Below are 18,514 nucleotides of genomic sequence, written 5' to 3'. Positions count from 1 at the left end.
CTCGATCTAATCGCTGGGCATTAACGCCCTTCCGAGGTTCGTCCGAACTTGCCCGGTCGCGGCACATACTTGCGAAATCAGACGCTCAGATCGTCAGCCCCTGGAATGAAGCCGATAAAGCCCCCACCCTTTTTGAGGCGGGCATCACCGCCGACTTTGCGCCGCAATTTTTCACCCGCACCATAGAGCTCCCTGCGCAGGCGAAACCATGGTGGTCCCTTGTCAAGATTGCTGTTTATGGTCGGATCGGATTCCCGTTCGCTGGATTTTACCACCGCATCCAAATTCGAAGGAGACTTCGACCAGACAAGCTGAACTCCAACGGCTGGAAACGCCTGAAACATCTTCCAGTCTGGGCGGGGGATGGAGATGAAATCGTCCAGATGATCGGAGTAGCATCGAGACCAGTTCAGTAGTTTGCGGCACCCGCTTTGGGACAAGACATAGGCTGCTGCACTGGGTGCCATCTCCAGCATTGGCCTTACGCACATGCCGTTAAGAACCTGCTTCGGCCCAAATCGAAGCGCGCGTGGCGAATAGTCGAGCTTGACCATGTCGAACTCTTCAGACGCTTCGAGAACAGCCCTGATGACACGACCCGCACTGCAGGACATTTGCACGTCATCCTCGAAAATCGCTACGGCAGCGAGATCATCAGCGACCGCCCGCTGCCATATGACCCTGTGACTTTCGAAACAGGCGATTTCGCTAAGCTTCAACCCCCATCGCAGGCCGCTGCCGGGACGATACCCGTTTCCGAACGCACCTGGAGGCTTGCTGGCATCGACAGCGCTGAAACGCGTCGCCGCCAGTTCCAAAGAGTTGAACTGCTGCTCCATGAATTCCCGGCGCTGGGGAACACGGTCCAGATTGATGTAGTATATTCCGGTTTGCATATCGCTGATCGCCCGCCAACCTATCCAACCGCTTCGCGCATGCGCATTAGTATCGCGCTAGGGCAGAAAATGGAAAGATCGCACAAAAAAGGCCGCGCACCCGGCGCGGCCCTTTTGAAACTTGGAACCCGAAGATTAACGCTTCGAGAATTGGAACGAACGGCGGGCCTTGCGCTTACCGAATTTCTTACGTTCCACAACGCGGCTGTCGCGGGTCAGAAAGCCAGCGGCTTTCAGTGCGCCACGCAGGTTCGGATCGTACAGCTGCAGGGCTTTCGAGATGCCGTGCTTGACCGCGCCGGCCTGACCGGTCAGGCCACCGCCCTTGACGGTTGCGACAACGTCAAATTCACCTTCGACACCGGCAACCTGGAACGGCTGACGCAGAATCAGCTGCAGAACGGGGCGTGCAAAATAGACGTCCTGATCTTTGCCATTCACGGTGACCTTTCCGGAACCCGGCTTGATCCAAACGCGGGCAACGGCGTCTTTACGCTTGCCAGTAGCATATGAACGGCCCAGCTCGTCGCGAACGGGTTCTCGCGGTTCGTCTGCAACCAGGGTTTCAACGCCTGCGACGGCGCTCAGCTCTTCGAGAGTATTGATCTGATCAGCCATCGGTCATTAGCTCCGGGAGTTTTTCTTGTTCATGGACTTCACGTCCAGAACTTCGGGCGCTTGCGCCTCATGAGGATGCTCGGCACCGGCGTAAACGCGCAGGTTGGTCATCTGCTGACGCGCCAGACGGTTGCCCGGCAGCATGCGCTTGACCGCCTGGGTCACGACGCGCTCGGGGTGTGCGCCTTCAAGGATCTGCTGCTTGGTGCGCGACTTGATGCCCCCCGGGTGGCCAGTGTGCCAATAGAAGTGCTCTTCGCGCTTCTTGCCGGTCATCTGGATTTTGTCAGCGTTGATCACGATGACATTGTCGCCCATGTCCATGTTCGGGGTGAACGACGCTTTGTGCTTGCCACGCAGGCGCATGGCGACGATCGAGGCAAGACGGCCCAGAACAACACCCTCGGCGTCGATCAGGATCCACTTCTTGTCGATGTCTGCAGGTGTTGCAGAAAAGGTTTTCATGGCAGGATAGTCCTGTTTGATGTGAAAGACCGACCCAATGGGCCGGCCCGAATTCGATGCTCGGGTTTTATTTGCGGATTGATTGCACGTCAAGTGCGCCAACATCCATTTAATTGTTTGTTTTTAATGCCTTAAAAAATAGGTACTATTTTACCCCACACCTAGCAAGCTAGAGACCGGGCAGTTCAGTAGCAGTTTCGCAACAGCACCCGCCAATGGAGAAATAAAATCCCATTACTCGCTTGACCGTATGTCCCCAAATCTCGACATGGGGAGACTTAGAATAACTACATAACTACTAGGAAAAACAATGAAATACCGAGTGTTTGCAATTCTGGCAGGATCTGCGCTTTTAGCCGCGTGCACCAACGGGGCTCCGATTACTTCTCCACCTGTGCAAGTGACTGTAAAAAACAGCAGCATCAACAATAGCAGGATCCTTGGCTACACCGAACCAGTTGTACGCACATTCCTTTCTCAGGGCGATGGTACAGAAGTCATTCAGGAAGTCTCCCACAACCAAAAACAAAAGAGCCCCAGCGAATCTGAAATAACCGGTGTCGCTTGCGAAATAGATTCAGCTGAAATTTCGGCAAAATTTGTTACCCCGGCAATCGTGCGTGTCCCCAAGTTCAAAGGTAGACCGACGACAATTCGCATGAAATGTGCCACGGAAACACTCGAAGCTACTTATAAGTTTGAGCCTACCCTTGACGGCGTGATAGTCGCGGGCCCGTCCGTTGCAGGATTGATTGCAGCAGCAGTCTCTGCAGGTGTTGCGGCCAGCCAAAATAGCTGGAGCTATGGCGCAAACGATATTTCGGCTTGGATACCTCTTACCGAAAAAGAGTAATTGCGCCCGAGACACCCGCCCGATCAAACACTAATTTGCTCTGGCGGGTTGTCCAGAAGTTTGCGCAACCGAAGCATTGCCTCTTCGAACCGTGTCAGCGAAACATGCGCGTTCATGGCGATGCGCACCGCGTTCGGCGCACGGCCATCCCGCAAAGCGAATTCGTCTGCCGAGCGCAACTGTATTCCTTCCCGCTCGGCAGCTCGCGTAAACGCCGCTGACCGCCACCCCGAGGGCAACCTCAGCCAAACAAACGGCACTTGCGGATCCCACACCAGATCGAACCCTCCGAGCGAATTCACAGCTACACGGACATATTCAGACATACGCGCCCTGATTTCGTTGGCCAGATCACGCGTCCGAGGATCGCTGAGAAGCAGCCTTGTCAATTCAACCAGTGGCTGGGCCAGCCCGAAGTAACCATACTCGGCAGACCGCCTCAAATCCCCACTTCGCCCTTCTGGGGCGATTGCAAATCCGACTCGCAAAGCGGGTGTCAAAGTTTTCGAGATCGACGAAACATGCCACCCTCGTTCCGGGGACAAAGCGCGATAGCTTGGCGCGCGCGCATCGCCCATCCGATAGCAGTCATCCTCGATGATCTGCAGATCATACTTGCGCGCAACCGCGACGATTTCCTTGCGCCGCTCCAGGGGAGAGTGGCTGCCCGTCGGGTTCTGCACTTCGGGAGATACACAAACCGCCTGCGCCGAAGTTTGACGCAGGACATGATCCATCGCTTCGGGGCTGATGCCCCATTTGTCCATCCTGATCCCGATCACTTCCGCACGCATCAACTCTCCGGCGCGCCGGAACCCGGCATAAGACAGGTCTTCGACCAGAAGAACAGGTTTCGGGCCACTCAGAATCGTCTGGAACACGACGCACAAACCGTTCTGACCGCCATGCGTCAAAACGATATCGTCGGACGTCACAGGCCCGAGCGGCAGTTCGGACAGCCAATCCACAACCGCCTGACGAGCGGGTTGGTATGCGTCGCGCGTTGGATAGTTCAGGAACATCGCCGGATCGGCCCGCGCCACATTGTTCAAGCACTCTCGTATAAGCGCCACCTGCCCCACGTCCGCCAACCGGGGACTGAACAGGCTGACATGCCTTTCATTTTCCGCCTCTTGCAAATGCAGTTGCCTGGACCAAACGTCATCCATGATCGGAGATTTCGGAGGGGCGACAAATGTACCGCGCCCCACCTCGGCCTGAAGCAAACCTTCATCCGTTAGAACCGTATAGGCCCGCGCCACAGTTCCGGGTGTAATACCCAGTTTGAATGCCAGTTCGCGGACTGGTGGCAACTTGGCGCCTACATCCAAAGCTTTTGAATCTATCGCTTTTCTGATGGTGTCGGCCACCAGTGTATACTTGGGTCCTTGGGTTTGAGGCAGCGCATCGGTCCAAATTGTACTCATTACAATCTTTCCTTTGCCTTTAGGTGATTCCGGAATGTATCAAGCACTTGTATCAATAAGCTTAATATTGTGTCAATACAATTTGGAAAGGACATCCGTCATGACACGCGCAATGCACAACCCCGCCCTGTCGCTGCTGAACGCCAGCCCCCGGCTGCCGCTGATCGCTGCTCTGGCCGTGTGTTTTGCCGCGACCGTGACACGTTGGGAGCAACGCCGCCGCAGCCGGATCAACCTGAGCCGGTTGGACGACAGGCTGCTCAAGGATGTTGGGCTGACGCGAATGCAGTCCCGTCGCGAGGCGAGCCTGCGATTCTGGCAGCTGTAAACTATCCCCAGTCCCGGTTATTTCGGGACCTCTTCCTGGGCCGGGGACGTTCCCCGGCCTTTTTTAACCCGCCGAGGCTGCAACTGACCCTGCGGGCGGTATCGAATAGGTCATCGTTGCGCGTGCAACAGGCTTGTCGGAGCCTTCCGAAAACATGAGAACATCCCCGACGGCCAGGGTGCGCCCAAGCTTGAGCAACCGGCATTCGGCCCTCATTTGCGCGGCGCCGTCCGGTTTGCGCATGAAGTCCATCGAGCAATTTGTGGTAACAGCCAGCGCCATGCGCCCCAAGCGCGCAAGCACTATCGCGTAGACACTGACATCCGCCAAAGCGAACATTGACGGCCCAGACACTGTCCCGCCCGGGCGCAAATGCCGCTCGGCAGTCAGAAGACGCATAGTCACTGATTCCTCGGTTAGATTGTCGATGGCAAAATCCTCTTTGACCTGCGGAAACACCTCGGCCAGGTAATCCGCCAGTTCTTCCTTGTTCATTGCCAACGACATTCTTCCCCTCCTCCGTTTCTGTGCTTAGAGTTGCCCCGACTTACGAGGGGAGAGCAAGATGGCAATTCTGGAACGTCACGACACGGACGCCGTTCGGCACTTACGCCTTAACGCGCCGGATCGGCTGAACGCCCTGAGTGACGAAATGCTCGCGGCACTACAGATGGAACTGGATGCGTTGCACCAGGCCAGGGAAATCCGCGCGGTGATCCTGTCGGGGGCGGGCAAGGCATTTTGCGCGGGTCACGACCTGAAACAGATGACCGCAGGACGCCAAAACGAGGACAAGGGGCGCGCGTACTTCAAGGATCTTTTCGACCGGTGCGCCCGCGTAATGATGACGATCCAGCAAGTACCGCAACCCGTGATCGCTCAGGTACACGGGATCGCAACAGCCGCAGGGTGTCAGCTTGTGGCCACCTGCGATCTGGCAATTGCGGCCGACGGTACCCGCTTTGGTGTGAATGGCGTAAATATCGGCCTGTTCTGCTCTACCCCCATGGTGGCGCTCAGCCGGAACATTCCCCGCAAGCAGGCATTTGAGATGCTGACCACCGGACAGTTTATCGATGCGGCACGCGCGACTGAACTCGGCCTGATCAACCGCGCTGTTCCCGCACAGGAGCTGGCAGAGCAGGCACAGGACCTCGCAGAACTCGTCGCTTCGAAACTTGGGAGTGCCGTCAAGATCGGCAAGCAGGCGTTTTACCATCAAATCCCGATGCCTGTCGACCAAGCCTATGCCTATACCGGCGAGGTGATGGTCGAAAACATGCTCAACCGTGACACCGAAGAGGGAATTGCCGCATTTATCGAAAAAAGAGACCCAAGTTGGACACAATAGGTCGCTGGTGGCCTTATTGATTCAACTTGTTGATATCTTTCTGATCCTTCCCTTCATTTTGCTTTCAAGTTCGGTCTTATTGTGGCAAGGATTAAGTAAGGCAAAGACCTGACCGACACTTTTGGGTCGCCGCAGGCGGAAGGTCCCTCCAGGCCGGATTCTCTCACCGGCGTTGACATTCCCGTACCGGCGACCCCAAATCCCCCCAAAATCGCGACAAGCTTTCTGGCGTTGCACTAAGTGGTGCCCTGCCCTATGTGGCTCAGCATGACTGAGACATTACATATCGTTGGCGGCGGCATGGCCGGGTCCGAGGCCGCCTGGCAGGCGGCGGAAATGGGCGTTGATGTGGTCATCCACGAAATGCGCCCCAAAGTCGGTACTTTTGCGCATCAGACCGGCAATCTGGCCGAGATGGTTTGTTCCAACTCGTTTCGCTCGGATGACGACGAACAGAACGCGGTTGGCCTTTTGCATTGGGAAATGCGCGCGGCGAACGGCCTGATAATGACTACGGCAGACGCGCATCGCCTGCCGGCCGGCGGGGCCCTGGCCGTTGATCGCGATCCGTTTGCTGAGGCCGTGACGGCGAAGCTGCGTGCGCATCCTCGCGTCTCGATCTCTGAGGAGGAAGTGACAACGGTGCCCGGCAGCGGCACATGGATATTTGCGACCGGCCCCCTGACCTCGCCCGCACTTGGAGCGTCGATCAGAGAGAAAACCGGTGCCGAGTCGCTGGCCTTTTTTGACGCCATTGCCCCCATTGTCTATGCCGACAGCATAGACATGTCGCAGGCATGGATGCAGTCGCGCTATGACAAGGGCGATACCGAAGAGGAGCGCACTGCGTACCTGAACTGTCCGATGGATCGCGATCAATACGAAGCGTTCATCGATGCGCTGCTGGACGCAGACAAAACCGAGTTTCATGAAGGTGAAACGGCAGGATACTTTGATGGCTGCCTGCCAATCGAAGTCATGGCGGAACGCGGGCGCGAGACTTTGCGCCACGGGCCAATGAAGCCGGTTGGCCTGACAAACCCGCACCACCCGGATGTAAAGCCCTATGCGGTTGTTCAACTGCGTCGCGACAATGCGCTGGGAACTTTATTCAATATCGTTGGCTTTCAAACCAAGATGAAATACGGCGCCCAGACTGACGTGTTTCGCTTGATCCCGGGTTTGGAAAACGCCAGCTTTGCGCGGCTAGGTGGAATTCACCGCAACACGTTCATCAATTCACCCACGTTGCTAGACTCCGAGATGCGGTTGAAATCGCAGCCAAACATCCGCTTTGCCGGGCAAATCACGGGCGTCGAAGGCTATGTCGAGAGCGCCGCCATGGGTCTTTTGGCTGGTCGATTCGCCGCAGCTGAAATCCTAGGCGATCACCTTCCACAAGTTCCGCAGGACAGTGCGATGGGGGCCTTGATCCATCACATTACAGGCGGGGCCGAGGCCAAGACCTTTCAGCCAATGAACGTGAATTTTGGCCTGTTCCGCCTTGTCGACGGTCTGAAAGGCGGTCGCCGCGGCCGCAAGGATCGTTACAAGGCTTATACTGACCGGGCCAAAGCGGCCTGGCTGGATTGGTTGGCGCAATCCTGACTGGACGTACGCGAAATCTCATGCCTAATGTTTAGGTATGAGTGAGAAATTTCTGAAGAACACTTACGATCTGCAGTCGCCCGAGGCCACGCGCGAGCACTATCAGAAATGGGCCGCGACCTATGACGAGGAGATCGGAGAGAACGGCTATGTCACACCGAGCCGCATAGCTGAAGCGCTTTGGTCGAAGCTCCCGGAACCCGACACGCCGATTCTGGATTATGGATGCGGAACAGGTTTGTCAGGCGTTGCCTTGTCACGGGTCGGATTCAAGACCATCGACGGCATGGATCCTACCCCCAAGATGCTTGAGGGAGCGGCTGCCAAGAATGTTTATCGCGAATTGAGAACTTTCGACATCACCAATCCGAACCCGCTCGTTCAAGGATCTTACAAGGCCATTACCGCCGCCGGGGTTCTGGGCGTCGGCGCCGCTCCGCCTTCAACTTTTGACCTGCTCATGAAGGCGTTGCCAAAGGGTGGTCTGCTCGCATTTTCGCTCAATGATCATGCTTTGGCGGATCGTGCGTATACGGGTCGCCTAAGCGAATGGCTTGATATGGGTGCTGCACGACTATTGTTCCGCGAACATGGAACGCACCTTCCGGGATTGAACCTGAAGTCCGAAGTATACGTTGTTGAAAAAGCGTGACAATAACGACCCGTTTTGCCCCTTCGCCTACCGGACCTCTGCATTTGGGACACGCCTTTTCTGCGCTGATCGCCCGAGACATGGCCCACGACAATGGTGGTACATTCCTGTTGAGGATCGAGGATATCGATACCTCGCGATCCCGGCTACACTGGGAAACCCAAATCTATGACGACCTGCTTTGGCTAGGCTTGTCATGGCCAGAACCCGTCATGCGCCAGAGCAGCAGACTGCCCCGTTACAGGCAAGCTCTGGAACACCTGATTTCCAAGGGTGTGGTCTATCCCTGCCGCTGCAATCGCACGGACATCGAGGCCGCAGCGGGCGCGCCACAAGAAGGCGTACCGCAATTCGGACCTGACGGGCGGATCTATCCGGGGACTTGCCGCGCGCGACCCATTTCGGAGACCGGGCCCGATGATGTTCTGCGTCTTGATATCTCAAAGGCGCTGGCGTGCACTGATCGTCGTTCATTTCAGGAAACCGGCCCGCAACATACCGGTTTGCATCGACTTGAACCGGACATCCTGTTGGCTGGTGTTGGCGACATCATCCTTGTTAGGCGCAACATGGGAAGCTCCTATCACCTGTCGGTCGTTGTCGACGATGCAGATCAACAGATCACTCATGTCACAAGGGGCGAGGATCTGTTCGAAGCCACCCGGATTCACGTTCTTTTGCAAACACTTTTGGGCGTTCCAACACCGATCTATCACCATCACCGCCTGATCCGTGATGAGTTCGGCAAACGTCTGGCCAAGCGTGATGATGCCCGAGCAATAGGGAAATTTCGCGACGACGGCGCGACTCCGGAAGATATCCGGGCCTTGGTCGGGCTTTGAGGTCAGGCCTCGGGTGCCATCAACTCCACTTCTTCACCGTTCCGAACCGCGACATAGAAACAGCTCCGCCGGTTGGTGTGGCAGGCTGGGCCGGTCTGTCGGACCTTCACCAACAAGCAATCTCGATCGCAATCGACCTGAAAATCCACCAATTCCTGCACGTGGCCGGAACTTTCACCCTTGACCCAGAAGGCCTGACGCGATCGGGACCAATAGGTCACGCGACCTGTTTCCAGCGTCTTCGCAACTGCCTCAGCATTCATCCAGGCCATCATCAGAACTTCGCCTGATGCCTCATCCTGGGCTATTGCAGGAACAAGGCCGGCATCGTTGTATTTCAGCGAAGAAGGATCGAACATCATGGACAAAAACCTTTTGCATCCCGGAGCACGGCCACTATGTATGGGGAACAGACCACGAGGGAAACCCATGTCCGGCGAGACCGATCTGATCAAGCTTTATTCCGGCCGCATACTGGCGCTCGCGGCGGATATTCCGCATCTCGAACGGCTGGAACACCCGGACGCAACAGTCAAGAAGCGTTCGCCCCTTTGTGGATCAACCGTGACAGTCGACATCAAGGTCGAAGACGGCAAAATCATCAATTTTGGGCAGGACGTAAAAGCGTGCGCATTGGGACAGGCATCGGCATCGGTCGTAGGGGGCGCCATTATCGGCGCGACGCGACAACAAGTTGAAGCCGCCCGAGATCAACTCAAGGCGATGCTCAAGAACGACGGACCTGCACCAGATGCCCCTTTTGATGGGCTGGAGGTATTGATGCCAGCTCGCGACTATAAAAATCGCCACGCTTCAATCCTTTTGGTTTTGGATGCCACGGCAGAAGCAATGGCAAAGGCAGAGCAAGCCAATTGCGCATGAACATGGATTTTGCGAACAAACCGGCCTAGTCTGCGGCCAGTTTGTTGGTGGAGTTCATGTCGGATCTTCTCGAGACGTTTGTCACCCTTTGGGTGGTTATCGACCCCATTGGTACGATCCCTGTTTTTGTGGCCGTGACCGCAATGCTGGATGCCAGAGCGCGCCAATGGGCCGCTTTTCAAGCCGCCCTTGTGAGTGCAGGGGTCCTGTTGTTTTTTCTGATCTTCGGTCAATTGCTGATCGAAGCTCTAGATATAGGGTTGAATTCGTTCCAGGTCGCAGGTGGAATCATTCTTTTCCTGTTCGCTCTCACCATGATCTTTGGAGAGAGCAAGGCAAACTCGGATCGGCGCCAGATAGAGGAAGAGACCGCCGAGGAAATCCAGAAACCAAATCCCGCCATATTCCCACTTGCCGTGCCTTCCCTTGCCTCTCCCGGTGCAATGCTCGCCATTGTCATCCTCACCGACAACACAAGGTTCGGCGTTGCCGACCAAACCATCACGGCGGCGGTCATGCTGACGGTGATCGCCATTGCGTTCGTCATGATGCTCTTGGCCGATCCGATCATTCGCCTGATCGGCCACGCAGGATCGGCCATTGTCAGTCGCGTGATGGGGATGATCTTGGCGTCGGTCGCCGCTCATTCCGTTTTGTCAGCTCTTCTTGATATCTTCGAGACCGGCCAGCTTTGAAAAAAACCGCCGCTCCTCCCGGGCGGAGAGGGCGGCGGCAGGTTGTGCGTGTCTCGCGAGGGATCCGGATAGCCAGTTCGAGGCCGAGGCATGGCCTCTCAAGGGTCTTGGGACAGGTCGTTACCCAGGCATCCAAATGGGGATAAAGATGCAGGCGGCCGGCACGAGATCGCAGGCAGAAAGGGTCAGAAACCTCCGGGCAGGTGGAGCGCAACCATCAGCATCACAACCAGGGAAGCGGCGCCAACAGCGTCTTGCAGCAGCGTTTCCTGCGAACGGTTCAATGCAGTCTTGATCTGCTTCAGCATGCTCTCACCTCCGGTCAGGTTTAATCCTTTGTTGACCTTTTGTTCTCATTTTTCATCGGGTCTGTAAAGAACTTTTTGAGAACATTTGTGAACTTTAAGGGATTTCTGGCCTAACCCACTGAAATCAAACGGATCGCCTGATCCTGTTTCATCAGCCACAAAAGAACACGAGCTGCCCTGCCCCGTTCCGACGTCAAGTCTGGGTCTGAAAACAGGAGCGAACGAGCGTCAGATTGCGCAACCGCCATCAAGCCGGCTTGACGCTCAAGGTCCGCGATCCGGAACTTGGGAAGCCCCGATTGTGCGGTTCCGATCAGATCTCCGGCGCCGCGCATTTGCAGGTCCGTTTCGGCAATCCTGAATCCATCTTCAGTCTCGCGCAGAACCTCCAGACGTCTGCGGCCGCCTTCGCTCAGCGGTGACTGATACATGAGCAAACAGGTCGAGTCGGCCTCGCCACGTCCAACACGACCGCGAAGTTGATGCAATTGTGCGAGGCCGAATATCTCGGCCCGCTCTATTACCATGATAGACGCATTCGGGACGTTCACCCCAACTTCGATCACCGTGGTTGCCACCAGTACCTTGGTGTCACCCCCCTGAAACGCGGCCATCGCCTCGTCCTTTTCGGCTGGCGGCATTTGACCATGCACCAACCCGACCACGCCATCGCCCAACACCGCACGCAGACGTTTGAAGCGGTCTTCGGCCGCGGTCAGGTCCGATACTTCGGATTCGTCAACAAGTGGACACACCCAGTAGCATTGGCGGCCTTCGGCAATGGCTCGGCGCAAGTGGTCCACCACATCGTCCAGCCGTTGGGTACTGATGATGGCCGTTTTGATCGGCTTCCGTCCCGGTGGCTTTTCGTCCAGAACCGAAACATCCATGTCGCCGTACTGCGCAAGTGCAAGGCTGCGCGGAATGGGCGTTGCGGTCATCACCAGAACATCTGCCGCGACACCCTTTTCTGCCAGTTCCATCCGTTGCCGTACACCAAATCGATGCTGCTCGTCGACGATGGCGAGGCGAAGATCATGAAACGCCACGTCGCCTTGGAACACGGCGTGTGTACCGACAAGAATGTGAATGTCACCTCGTTTGAGCGCCTCCAGTTTGGCCTTGCGCTCTGCCCCTTTGTCACGACCGGTCAGGATCTCCAGCACCACGCCGGCGTCTTCTGCCAATGGGCGCAACCCTTCGAGATGTTGCCGGGCAAGAATCTCGGTCGGAGCCATCATTACGCCTTGCCCGCCCGCCTCGACCGCGAGCAACAACGCCATGAACGCCACCAGGGTCTTGCCTGCCCCGACGTCCCCCTGCAACAGACGGTTCATGCGAGTTGGTGCAGCCATGTCTGCGGCGATTTCTTCCATGGCTCGCACTTGCGCGCCTGTAGGCCGGTACGGGAGACTGCCCAAAACCTTGGATTGCAGAATGCCTGTTCCGACACTGATCAATCCGCGCGACTTTCGCTCGCGCTGACGGGCAAGCGCCAAAGTCAACTGATGAGCAAGCAATTCGTCATAGGCCAGCCGTGCGCGGGCCGGAGCGGTGGGAACCACGTCATCCAGCCCGCTGGGTTCATGTGCTGCCCTTATTGCCGCCTGCCAGTTGGGCCAGCCCTCCTTGGCCAACTGAGCCGGATCAATCCATTCCGACAGGTCCGGTGTCCGCGCCAAAGCACTTTGCGCGGCCTTGAAGGCCGTCTTTTGCGTCACACCCTGCGTAAGGTGATAAACCGGTTCGAAATCCGGAATATCGTCTGCCTCTTCTACCGGCAATATATGATCCGGGTGCACCATTTGCGCCATGCCGTCGAACAGTTCCAGCTTGCCTGACACGACGCGGCGCGCACCTTGGGGAAGGATCTTTTTCAGATAGTCACCGCGGGCATGAAAGAAGACCAGTTGAAAATCTGTTTGTGAATCCTCGACATGGATTCGGTAGGCTCCTCCCTTGGTTCGTGGAGGCCGATGCGCGCCCACTGTGATTTCAACAGTCAGCGTAGACGGGAACTCTGCCCCTTTGATCGTATCCCGGCGCCGACGGTCAACTACGGCATAAGGCAAGGAAAACAACAGATCCCTCGGCGTCTCGATGTCGAGATGGCCGAAAAGCTGCGCTGTTTTCGGCCCCACTCCTTCCAGCGTCTCCACCCCGGCAAAAAGCGGGAAAAGCTGTTCTGGTCGCCCCTTCATGCGCTTTCGATCAGCTGCAGCCAACCGTCTTCGTCCAGCGTCTCGATACCGAGTTCGGCGGCTTTTTTTGCCTTTGATCCGGCACCGGGCCCGGCGACAAGCAGATCCGTTTTCTTGCTGACCGATCCGGCAACCTTAGCCCCCAGCGCTTCGGCCCGCGCTTTGGCTTCGGCACGTGTCATCTTTTCCAAAGTGCCGGTAAACACCACAGTTTTCCCGGCTACGGGGCTGCCGGATGTATCGGGGCGTTTCGCATCCAACACCGTAAGCTGGGCCACCAGAGCATCGATGGTTTCACGCTCTGCCGGTTGTGCAAAGGCCGAGACCAGCGCCCGCGCCATGACCTCTCCGACACCGTCAATGCTCAACAGGTTTTCCCAATCCGGTCCCTCGAAACCAGCGGCCGCAGTAATCGAACGCTCGAACTCCGGCCAGGTGCTGTAGTGGTTGGCAATCAAGTTCGACGCTGCCTCGCCGACATGCCGGATACCCAGGGCAAACAATAGGCGTCCGAAGGGTATGGTACGTTTTTCATCAATCGCCGCCCAGAGGTTTGCGGCACTCTGTGCACCCCAACCTTTTCGCTTGGCGAGTTTGGTCAGGTTGGCCGCATCCCGATCGTGCAGCGTGAAGATGTCGACCGGAGTTTTCACCGGCAAATCGGGATCGTCGTAAAACATTTCAATCTGCTTGGCCCCTAGCCCCTCGATGTCAAACGCCTTGCGCGAAACAAAATGCTTCAGCTTTTCGACGGCTTGTGCAGGGCAAATTATACCCCCCACACAGCGGCGGACTGCATCCCCGTCCTCGCGGATTGCGTCGCTGCCACATTCCGGACACTTGAGCGGAAAAACAAAAGGCTCGGCCCCGGCCGGACGTTTGGCAAGATCGACATCTGCCACTTTGGGAATCACGTCTCCCGCGCGGTAGACCTGCACCCAATCCCCCTCGCGAATGTCCTTGCCACCGCGAATGGATCCTCCCTTGGCATCCCGACCGGCAATGTAGTCTTCGTTGTGCAATGTTGCGTTCGAGACAACTACACCGCCAACCGTCACCGGTGACAGGCGCGCCACTGGGCTGAGAGCGCCGGTCCGGCCTACCTGAATGTCGATTGATTCCAATCGGGTCCAAGCGAGTTCAGCAGGGAATTTGTGCGCAATCGCCCAACGGGGTGTTGTCGAACGGAATCCCAATCGCGCCTGCAGGGAAAAATCATTAATCTTATAGACCACACCGTCGATATCGTAACCCAAGGTCGCCCGCTGCGCCTCGATCTCGCGGTAGTGCGCAATCATGTCCTTGGTCGTTTCACAAAGTCGGGTCAACGGGTTGATTTGAAACCCCAACTGATCCAACCGTCCAATTGCGCGCATCTGAGTATCGCCCAGTGGTTTAGACACCTCACCCCAGGAATAGGCAAAGAACTGCAAGGGGCGTGCGCGCGTGATCTCGGCATCCAGTTGCCGCAGCGACCCGGCGGCTGCGTTGCGTGGGTTGGCAAAAAGCTTGCCCCCGACTTCCGCCTGACGCGCATTGAGCGCCTCGAAATCGGCATGCGACATGTAGACTTCACCTCGCACTTCAAGAACGGCGGGAGCACCGTTCAGTCGGTGCGGGATGTCCGGGACCGTCCGGGCATTCGCAGTGACATTTTCACCGATCTCTCCATCACCCCGCGTTGCAGCCTGAACCAGGTCTCCGTTCTCATAGCGCAAGGACAAGGACAGCCCGTCTATCTTTGGTTCCGCAGTATAGCTGAGTAACGTCTCGTCACCTAATCCGAGGTATTTTCGGATTGAACGGTCGAAATCTGTCACATCGTCGTCGTCGAACGCATTTCCCAGTGACAGCATCCGAACCGCGTGGGTAACCTTGGCAAACCCGTCGCTTGCCCTCGCGCCGATCAACTCAGTCGGGCTGTCCATACGCTTGAGCCCCGGGAACCGGGCTTCGATTTCCGAATTGCGGCGCTTTAGAGCATCGTATTCCGCATCGGAAATCTCTGGTGCGTCGAGAACATGATAGAGTTCGTTCGCCCGGTGTAACAGGGCCGAAAGACGCGCCAGTTCTTCCTGGGCCTGAGCCCGGGTCAATTTTTCCACCGGTAGAGTGTCGTTCATGGCCCCGCCCTGTTGGTCGATCTTGATCACCAGTGATAGGGCGAGGCCATGTTCAGGTCCAGATGTGCCGTGTCGTGAGTGGCGTTTCCGTCCGGGACCTCCGGGACGGTATTTTCAAACGTTCAGGCGTTGACAGCCAATCTGACATTGTCGAGCGGTTTGGTTTGCGGATCGCGCAGGACGTAACCGCGCCCCCAAACCGTTTCGATATAGTTTTCTCCACCGGTCGCATTGCTCAGCTTCTTGCGCAGCTTGCAAATGAATACATCGATGATTTTCAACTCCGGCTCGTCCATCCCACCATAAAGATGGTTAAGAAACATCTCCTTGGTCAGGGTGGTTCCTTTTCGCAAACTCAGCAATTCCAACATTTGATATTCCTTGCCAGTCAGATGAACCGACTTTTCATCTACCTCGACAGTCTTTGCGTCCAAGTTGACTGAAACCCGCCCCGTTCGGATAATCGATTGGGAATGCCCCTTGGAGCGGCGAATAATGGCGTGGATACGCGCCACCAATTCTTCCCGATGAAACGGTTTGGTCAGATAGTCGTCAGCGCCAAACCCGAAGCCTTTGATTTTGCTTTCCGTGTCATCCGCTCCTGACAAGATCAGAATTGGCGTCTCCACCCGAGCTATACGCAACTGACGAAGAACTTCGTGCCCGGTCATATCCGGCAAGTTCAAATCCAAAAGAATAAGATCGTAATCATAAAGCTTGGCCAGATCGATCCCCTCTTCCCCGAGATCGGTGGCATAGACATTCAGATTCGCATGCGTCAGCATCAGCTCGATACTTTTAGAGGTCGTAGGATCATCCTCAACAAGTAGTATGCGCATTACTATCTCTCCGCTTCAATCTTGCTCCAACTTCAAACCGAACCTGATCAAGAATGGTTAATCTCTCGTTACTGATGATTTTAATATTATCTCTCTCCTTTAGGTTGTCTATATTTTTTGATTGCTGTCACTTTCAACGCGTCGATTCCGTGATCGGCAATTGCGGCAATCCAGCCTTTCATTTCCTCATCACTCAGGCCGTATTTCTTTTGCGCTTCGGACATGGTAACGAGGCCATATAAGACAGCACGCACGACCATAGCTTTCCTGGACGCGACCCAGCGCGTTGTATCGTCGGGCGGCAAGTCAGCGCGTGACAGAATCGATCCATCCGGCAAGGTAACGGAACGCGGACCTTGGACTTTATGCAAATACATCGCCTGCTCCTCAATCTGGTCATACACCAGTTTTTCCCAGCCTACTTAACTTCAGGTGAAACCGCCTCTTGAGAGTATCTAGGATTTTCCTATATTCTGCCGGTCTTTCTAAACCCGGACTGGAATTGCTCTGATGGCTCTGGATCACGAGACCCCACTCAACTCTCTTGGCTTTGCCAAACCGCCTTCGGAGACTCGTGTTGTGGTCGCGATGTCCGGCGGCGTGGACAGCTCCGTAGTTGCAGCCTCTCTGGCAGATCAGGGCTATGACGTCGTCGGCGTGACACTCCAGCTATATGACCACGGTGCAGCTTTGGCCAAAAAGGGCGCGTGCTGCGCCGGGATCGATATCCATGACGCCCGCCGTGTAGCCGAGGAACGTGGATTTCCGCACTATGTTCTCGACTATGAGAACATTTTCAAAGACGCCGTCATCGACGAATTCGCCGACAGTTACCTGGCTGGGGCTACGCCGGTGCCCTGCATTCGTTGCAACGAACGGGTAAAGTTCAAGGATTTGCTGGAGACGGCAAAAGATCTTGAAGCCGATTGCATGGCAACCGGCCACTATATTCAACGCAAGATGGGACCCGGAGGTGCAGAGCTTCATTGCGCCGAAGACGCAAACAGGGACCAATCCTATTTCCTTTTTTCCACCACGCCGGAACAGTTGGACTTTCTGCGATTTCCGCTGGGGCATCTGCCATCAAAGAACGCGACACGGGAAATGGCGGCGCAATATGGTCTGGCGGTTGCGGATAAACCGGACAGTCAGGACATCTGTTTCGTTCCAAATGGAAATTATGCAAGTGTGATCGAGAAACTCCGCCCCGGAGCAGCAGAACCGGGCGAGATTGTCCATGCCGACGGGCGAGCGCTGGGCCAGCACAACGGTGTTATCCACTATACGATCGGCCAGCGCAGAGGCTTGGGAATTGGCGGACTTGAAGAGCCACTTTATGTGGTCCGACTTGACGTGGACAAAAAACACGTGGTGGTTGGCCCGAAAGACCTGCTTGCAACCCGCACTGTACCCGTGCGGGAAATCAACTGGCTTGGCGATGACCCTTTCACTTCGCGCTCTGAATGGCATATGTCCGTCAAGGTCCGGTCGACCCGCCCACCACGAGAAGCCATCCTGCGCCCGCTTTCGGGCACGACCGCCGAAGTCGAACTATTGACGCCCGAGGAAGGAATTTCACCCGGACAAGCCTGTGTATTTTATGAAACGGGCGGCAGCCGCATCTTTGGCGGCGGTTGGATCTGGCGCGGTTATTGAATTGCGTAAGTTCCCGCTGAGGACTGACCCGGTGTGGTCCTTTTCAGCGTTTCCGGATCTGTCGCAAACTCTGGCCGGCGTATTGCACCTTCGCGCGGTTTGATCCGACTGTTGGTTTGACCGCGGCACTGTTCAGGAATGCCAATGATCGACGTCAAAGGTGCACACTTTCCGCAATCGGTCATCTTGTTCGCGGTCTATTTCCATGTCCGGGGCGGCGTCCTGCACCGTGACTTGGAAGAGATTTTGGCGGAACGTGGCGTGTCGGTTGATCATGCGACGCTGAACCGCTGGGTCGTGAAGTACTCCCCTCAGATCGATCAGATAGCGCCGAAAAGGAAGATCAAGACAGCGGAAACCTGGCGCATGGATGTGGAGTAGCCCCCTGAAAGTGGTCCACCAACTGGGATAGATTGTCCCGCAATTTGGAGGATCAGCGATGGCTGGAAAGCGTGAGAAGCCTGAAGAGATCGTATCGAAGCTTCGGCAGGTTGAAGGTCTGCAAGGACAAGGCATGACGATAGCGGAGGCGGTGCGTCAGATCGGCGTAACGCAGCAGACCGATTATCGGTGGCGCAAACTGTATGGCGGGATGGGCCGTGCTCAGCTCAAACGGTTGAAAGAACTGGAGAAGGAGAACCAGCGCCTGAGGCGGGCGATTTCCGATCTGACGCTGGACAAACTCATTCTGACCGAGGCGGCACGGGGAAACTTCTGAGCCCTTCACGTCGCCGTAAATGCATTGACCATGTGCGTCAGGAGCTGGGTGT

General features: G+C 56.3%; 20 protein-coding genes and 2 pseudogenes. 11 read left to right on the top strand and 11 right to left on the bottom strand.

Features of this window, described 5'->3' with window-relative positions:
* Positions 1 to 77: 77 nt before the first annotated feature.
* From ACR0LZ_RS16290 to rplM, 3 genes are all read right to left on the bottom strand, one after another.
* Positions 78 to 896, bottom strand: a complete 819-nt coding sequence (locus ACR0LZ_RS16290) for a glycosyltransferase family 25 protein (protein ID WP_480750884.1) — start codon at positions 894 to 896, stop codon at positions 78 to 80.
* 135 nt (positions 897 to 1,031) lie between these two features.
* The gene (gene rpsI, locus ACR0LZ_RS16285; protein ID WP_480750883.1) at positions 1,032 to 1,514 is read right to left on the bottom strand and encodes a 30S ribosomal protein S9; all 483 of its coding nucleotides are present in this window, start codon (positions 1,512 to 1,514) and stop codon (positions 1,032 to 1,034) included.
* A gap of 6 nt (positions 1,515 to 1,520) precedes the next feature.
* Positions 1,521 to 1,979: a 50S ribosomal protein L13 gene (gene rplM, locus ACR0LZ_RS16280; protein WP_480750882.1), complete on the bottom strand. Its 459-nt coding sequence runs from the start codon at positions 1,977 to 1,979 to the stop codon at positions 1,521 to 1,523.
* A gap of 310 nt (positions 1,980 to 2,289) precedes the next feature.
* On the opposite strand from rplM, the gene ACR0LZ_RS16275 reads away from it, so the two are divergent.
* Complete coding sequence (locus tag ACR0LZ_RS16275; protein ID WP_480750881.1) at positions 2,290 to 2,832, top strand: hypothetical protein; 543 nt, start codon at positions 2,290 to 2,292, stop codon at positions 2,830 to 2,832.
* Between the two features lie 23 nt (positions 2,833 to 2,855).
* Here the strand turns inward: ACR0LZ_RS16275 and ACR0LZ_RS16270 are convergent, their stop codons facing one another.
* Entirely contained in the window at positions 2,856 to 4,259 is a 1,404-nt protein-coding gene (locus tag ACR0LZ_RS16270) for an aminotransferase-like domain-containing protein (RefSeq protein WP_480750880.1), read from the bottom strand.
* Between the two features lie 100 nt (positions 4,260 to 4,359).
* Here ACR0LZ_RS16270 and ACR0LZ_RS16265 point away from each other — a divergent pair, with 100 nt between their 5' ends.
* A complete protein-coding gene (locus ACR0LZ_RS16265) occupies positions 4,360 to 4,587 on the top strand; it encodes a DUF1127 domain-containing protein (RefSeq protein WP_480750879.1) in 228 nt (75 codons plus the stop codon).
* A 63-nt stretch (positions 4,588 to 4,650) separates the two neighbouring features.
* Here ACR0LZ_RS16265 and ACR0LZ_RS16260 read toward each other — a convergent pair whose 3' ends face one another.
* Positions 4,651 to 5,094 (bottom strand): PaaI family thioesterase, encoded by a 444-nt coding sequence (locus ACR0LZ_RS16260; protein WP_480750878.1) that lies wholly within the window; start codon positions 5,092 to 5,094, stop codon positions 4,651 to 4,653.
* A gap of 58 nt (positions 5,095 to 5,152) precedes the next feature.
* Here ACR0LZ_RS16260 and ACR0LZ_RS16255 point away from each other — a divergent pair, with 58 nt between their 5' ends.
* The 4 genes from ACR0LZ_RS16255 (at position 5,153) to gluQRS (ending at position 9,040) form a co-directional block, all read left to right on the top strand.
* A complete protein-coding gene (locus ACR0LZ_RS16255) occupies positions 5,153 to 5,938 on the top strand; it encodes an enoyl-CoA hydratase (protein ID WP_480750877.1) in 786 nt (261 codons plus the stop codon).
* 267 nt (positions 5,939 to 6,205) lie between these two features.
* Positions 6,206 to 7,546: a methylenetetrahydrofolate--tRNA-(uracil(54)-C(5))-methyltransferase (FADH(2)-oxidizing) TrmFO gene (trmFO, locus tag ACR0LZ_RS16250; RefSeq protein ID WP_480750876.1), complete on the top strand. Its 1,341-nt coding sequence runs from the start codon at positions 6,206 to 6,208 to the stop codon at positions 7,544 to 7,546.
* A 37-nt stretch (positions 7,547 to 7,583) separates the two neighbouring features.
* The gene (locus ACR0LZ_RS16245; RefSeq protein ID WP_480750875.1) at positions 7,584 to 8,198 is read left to right on the top strand and encodes a class I SAM-dependent DNA methyltransferase; all 615 of its coding nucleotides are present in this window, start codon (positions 7,584 to 7,586) and stop codon (positions 8,196 to 8,198) included.
* A complete protein-coding gene (gluQRS, locus tag ACR0LZ_RS16240) occupies positions 8,195 to 9,040 on the top strand; it encodes a tRNA glutamyl-Q(34) synthetase GluQRS (protein WP_480750874.1) in 846 nt (281 codons plus the stop codon). The genes ACR0LZ_RS16245 and gluQRS overlap by 4 nt, the downstream gene beginning before the upstream one ends.
* A 2-nt stretch (positions 9,041 to 9,042) precedes the next feature.
* Here gluQRS and hisI read toward each other — a convergent pair whose 3' ends face one another.
* Positions 9,043 to 9,402 (bottom strand): phosphoribosyl-AMP cyclohydrolase, encoded by a 360-nt coding sequence (hisI, locus tag ACR0LZ_RS16235; RefSeq protein WP_480750873.1) that lies wholly within the window; start codon positions 9,400 to 9,402, stop codon positions 9,043 to 9,045.
* A gap of 67 nt (positions 9,403 to 9,469) precedes the next feature.
* Between hisI and ACR0LZ_RS16230 the strand changes: the two genes are divergently transcribed.
* On the top strand, positions 9,470 to 9,922 hold the full coding sequence (locus tag ACR0LZ_RS16230) for an iron-sulfur cluster assembly scaffold protein (RefSeq protein ID WP_480750872.1): 453 nt from the start codon (positions 9,470 to 9,472) through the stop codon (positions 9,920 to 9,922).
* 56 nt (positions 9,923 to 9,978) lie between these two features.
* Entirely contained in the window at positions 9,979 to 10,617 is a 639-nt protein-coding gene (locus ACR0LZ_RS16225) for a MarC family protein (protein ID WP_480750871.1), read from the top strand.
* 185 nt (positions 10,618 to 10,802) lie between these two features.
* Here ACR0LZ_RS16225 and ACR0LZ_RS16220 read toward each other — a convergent pair whose 3' ends face one another.
* From ACR0LZ_RS16220 to sciP, 5 genes are all read right to left on the bottom strand, one after another.
* Complete coding sequence (locus tag ACR0LZ_RS16220) at positions 10,803 to 10,925, bottom strand: hypothetical protein (RefSeq protein WP_480750870.1); 123 nt, start codon at positions 10,923 to 10,925, stop codon at positions 10,803 to 10,805.
* 110 nt (positions 10,926 to 11,035) lie between these two features.
* Positions 11,036 to 13,126 (bottom strand): ATP-dependent DNA helicase RecG, encoded by a 2,091-nt coding sequence (gene recG / locus ACR0LZ_RS16215; RefSeq protein ID WP_480750869.1) that lies wholly within the window; start codon positions 13,124 to 13,126, stop codon positions 11,036 to 11,038.
* A complete protein-coding gene (gene ligA / locus ACR0LZ_RS16210; RefSeq protein WP_480750868.1) occupies positions 13,123 to 15,249 on the bottom strand; it encodes an NAD-dependent DNA ligase LigA in 2,127 nt (708 codons plus the stop codon). The genes recG and ligA overlap by 4 nt, the downstream gene beginning before the upstream one ends.
* Before the next feature lie 122 nt (positions 15,250 to 15,371).
* On the bottom strand, positions 15,372 to 16,088 hold the full coding sequence (gene ctrA, locus ACR0LZ_RS16205; protein ID WP_480750867.1) for a response regulator transcription factor CtrA: 717 nt from the start codon (positions 16,086 to 16,088) through the stop codon (positions 15,372 to 15,374).
* Between the two features lie 86 nt (positions 16,089 to 16,174).
* Positions 16,175 to 16,465: a CtrA inhibitor SciP gene (gene sciP, locus ACR0LZ_RS16200; RefSeq protein ID WP_480750998.1), complete on the bottom strand. Its 291-nt coding sequence runs from the start codon at positions 16,463 to 16,465 to the stop codon at positions 16,175 to 16,177.
* A 133-nt stretch (positions 16,466 to 16,598) separates the two neighbouring features.
* Here sciP and mnmA point away from each other — a divergent pair, with 133 nt between their 5' ends.
* The 3 genes and pseudogenes from mnmA to ACR0LZ_RS16185 all read left to right on the top strand — a co-directional run.
* Positions 16,599 to 17,744, top strand: coding sequence for a tRNA 2-thiouridine(34) synthase MnmA (gene mnmA / locus ACR0LZ_RS16195; protein ID WP_480750866.1), 1,146 nt, complete (start codon positions 16,599 to 16,601; stop codon positions 17,742 to 17,744).
* A gap of 144 nt (positions 17,745 to 17,888) precedes the next feature.
* Positions 17,889 to 18,116: pseudogene (locus tag ACR0LZ_RS16190) on the top strand (IS6 family transposase); the annotation flags it as partial.
* A 67-nt stretch (positions 18,117 to 18,183) separates the two neighbouring features.
* Positions 18,184 to 18,514: pseudogene (locus ACR0LZ_RS16185) on the top strand (transposase); the annotation flags it as partial.

It is taken from the genome of Ruegeria sp. CI1 (assembly GCF_056536925.1).
This window is presented reverse-complemented; position numbering and strand designations above follow the sequence as displayed.

Excerpts from the sequence above, each read along its gene's own strand:
- hisI (WP_480750873.1), bottom strand. The coding sequence starts at position 9,402 with ATGATGTTCGATCCTTCTTCGCTGAAATACAACGATGCCGGCCTTGTT.
- ACR0LZ_RS16220 (WP_480750870.1), bottom strand. The coding sequence starts at position 10,925 with ATGCTGAAGCAGATCAAGACTGCATTGAACCGTTCGCAGGAAACGCTG.
- ACR0LZ_RS16265 (WP_480750879.1), top strand. The coding sequence starts at position 4,360 with ATGACACGCGCAATGCACAACCCCGCCCTGTCGCTGCTGAACGCCAGC.
- ACR0LZ_RS16260 (WP_480750878.1), bottom strand. The coding sequence starts at position 5,094 with ATGTCGTTGGCAATGAACAAGGAAGAACTGGCGGATTACCTGGCCGAG.
- ligA (WP_480750868.1), bottom strand. The coding sequence starts at position 15,249 with ATGAACGACACTCTACCGGTGGAAAAATTGACCCGGGCTCAGGCCCAG.
- rpsI (WP_480750883.1), bottom strand. The coding sequence starts at position 1,514 with ATGGCTGATCAGATCAATACTCTCGAAGAGCTGAGCGCCGTCGCAGGC.
- ctrA (WP_480750867.1), bottom strand. The coding sequence starts at position 16,088 with ATGCGCATACTACTTGTTGAGGATGATCCTACGACCTCTAAAAGTATC.
- ACR0LZ_RS16270 (WP_480750880.1), bottom strand. The coding sequence starts at position 4,259 with ATGAGTACAATTTGGACCGATGCGCTGCCTCAAACCCAAGGACCCAAG.
- ACR0LZ_RS16290 (WP_480750884.1), bottom strand. The coding sequence starts at position 896 with ATGCAAACCGGAATATACTACATCAATCTGGACCGTGTTCCCCAGCGC.
- recG (WP_480750869.1), bottom strand. The coding sequence starts at position 13,126 with ATGAAGGGGCGACCAGAACAGCTTTTCCCGCTTTTTGCCGGGGTGGAG.
- ACR0LZ_RS16230 (WP_480750872.1), top strand. The coding sequence starts at position 9,470 with ATGTCCGGCGAGACCGATCTGATCAAGCTTTATTCCGGCCGCATACTG.
- mnmA (WP_480750866.1), top strand. The coding sequence starts at position 16,599 with ATGGCTCTGGATCACGAGACCCCACTCAACTCTCTTGGCTTTGCCAAA.
- ACR0LZ_RS16225 (WP_480750871.1), top strand. The coding sequence starts at position 9,979 with ATGTCGGATCTTCTCGAGACGTTTGTCACCCTTTGGGTGGTTATCGAC.
- ACR0LZ_RS16245 (WP_480750875.1), top strand. The coding sequence starts at position 7,584 with ATGAGTGAGAAATTTCTGAAGAACACTTACGATCTGCAGTCGCCCGAG.
- sciP (WP_480750998.1), bottom strand. The coding sequence starts at position 16,465 with ATGTATTTGCATAAAGTCCAAGGTCCGCGTTCCGTTACCTTGCCGGAT.
- trmFO (WP_480750876.1), top strand. The coding sequence starts at position 6,206 with ATGACTGAGACATTACATATCGTTGGCGGCGGCATGGCCGGGTCCGAG.
- ACR0LZ_RS16275 (WP_480750881.1), top strand. The coding sequence starts at position 2,290 with ATGAAATACCGAGTGTTTGCAATTCTGGCAGGATCTGCGCTTTTAGCC.
- ACR0LZ_RS16255 (WP_480750877.1), top strand. The coding sequence starts at position 5,153 with ATGGCAATTCTGGAACGTCACGACACGGACGCCGTTCGGCACTTACGC.
- rplM (WP_480750882.1), bottom strand. The coding sequence starts at position 1,979 with ATGAAAACCTTTTCTGCAACACCTGCAGACATCGACAAGAAGTGGATC.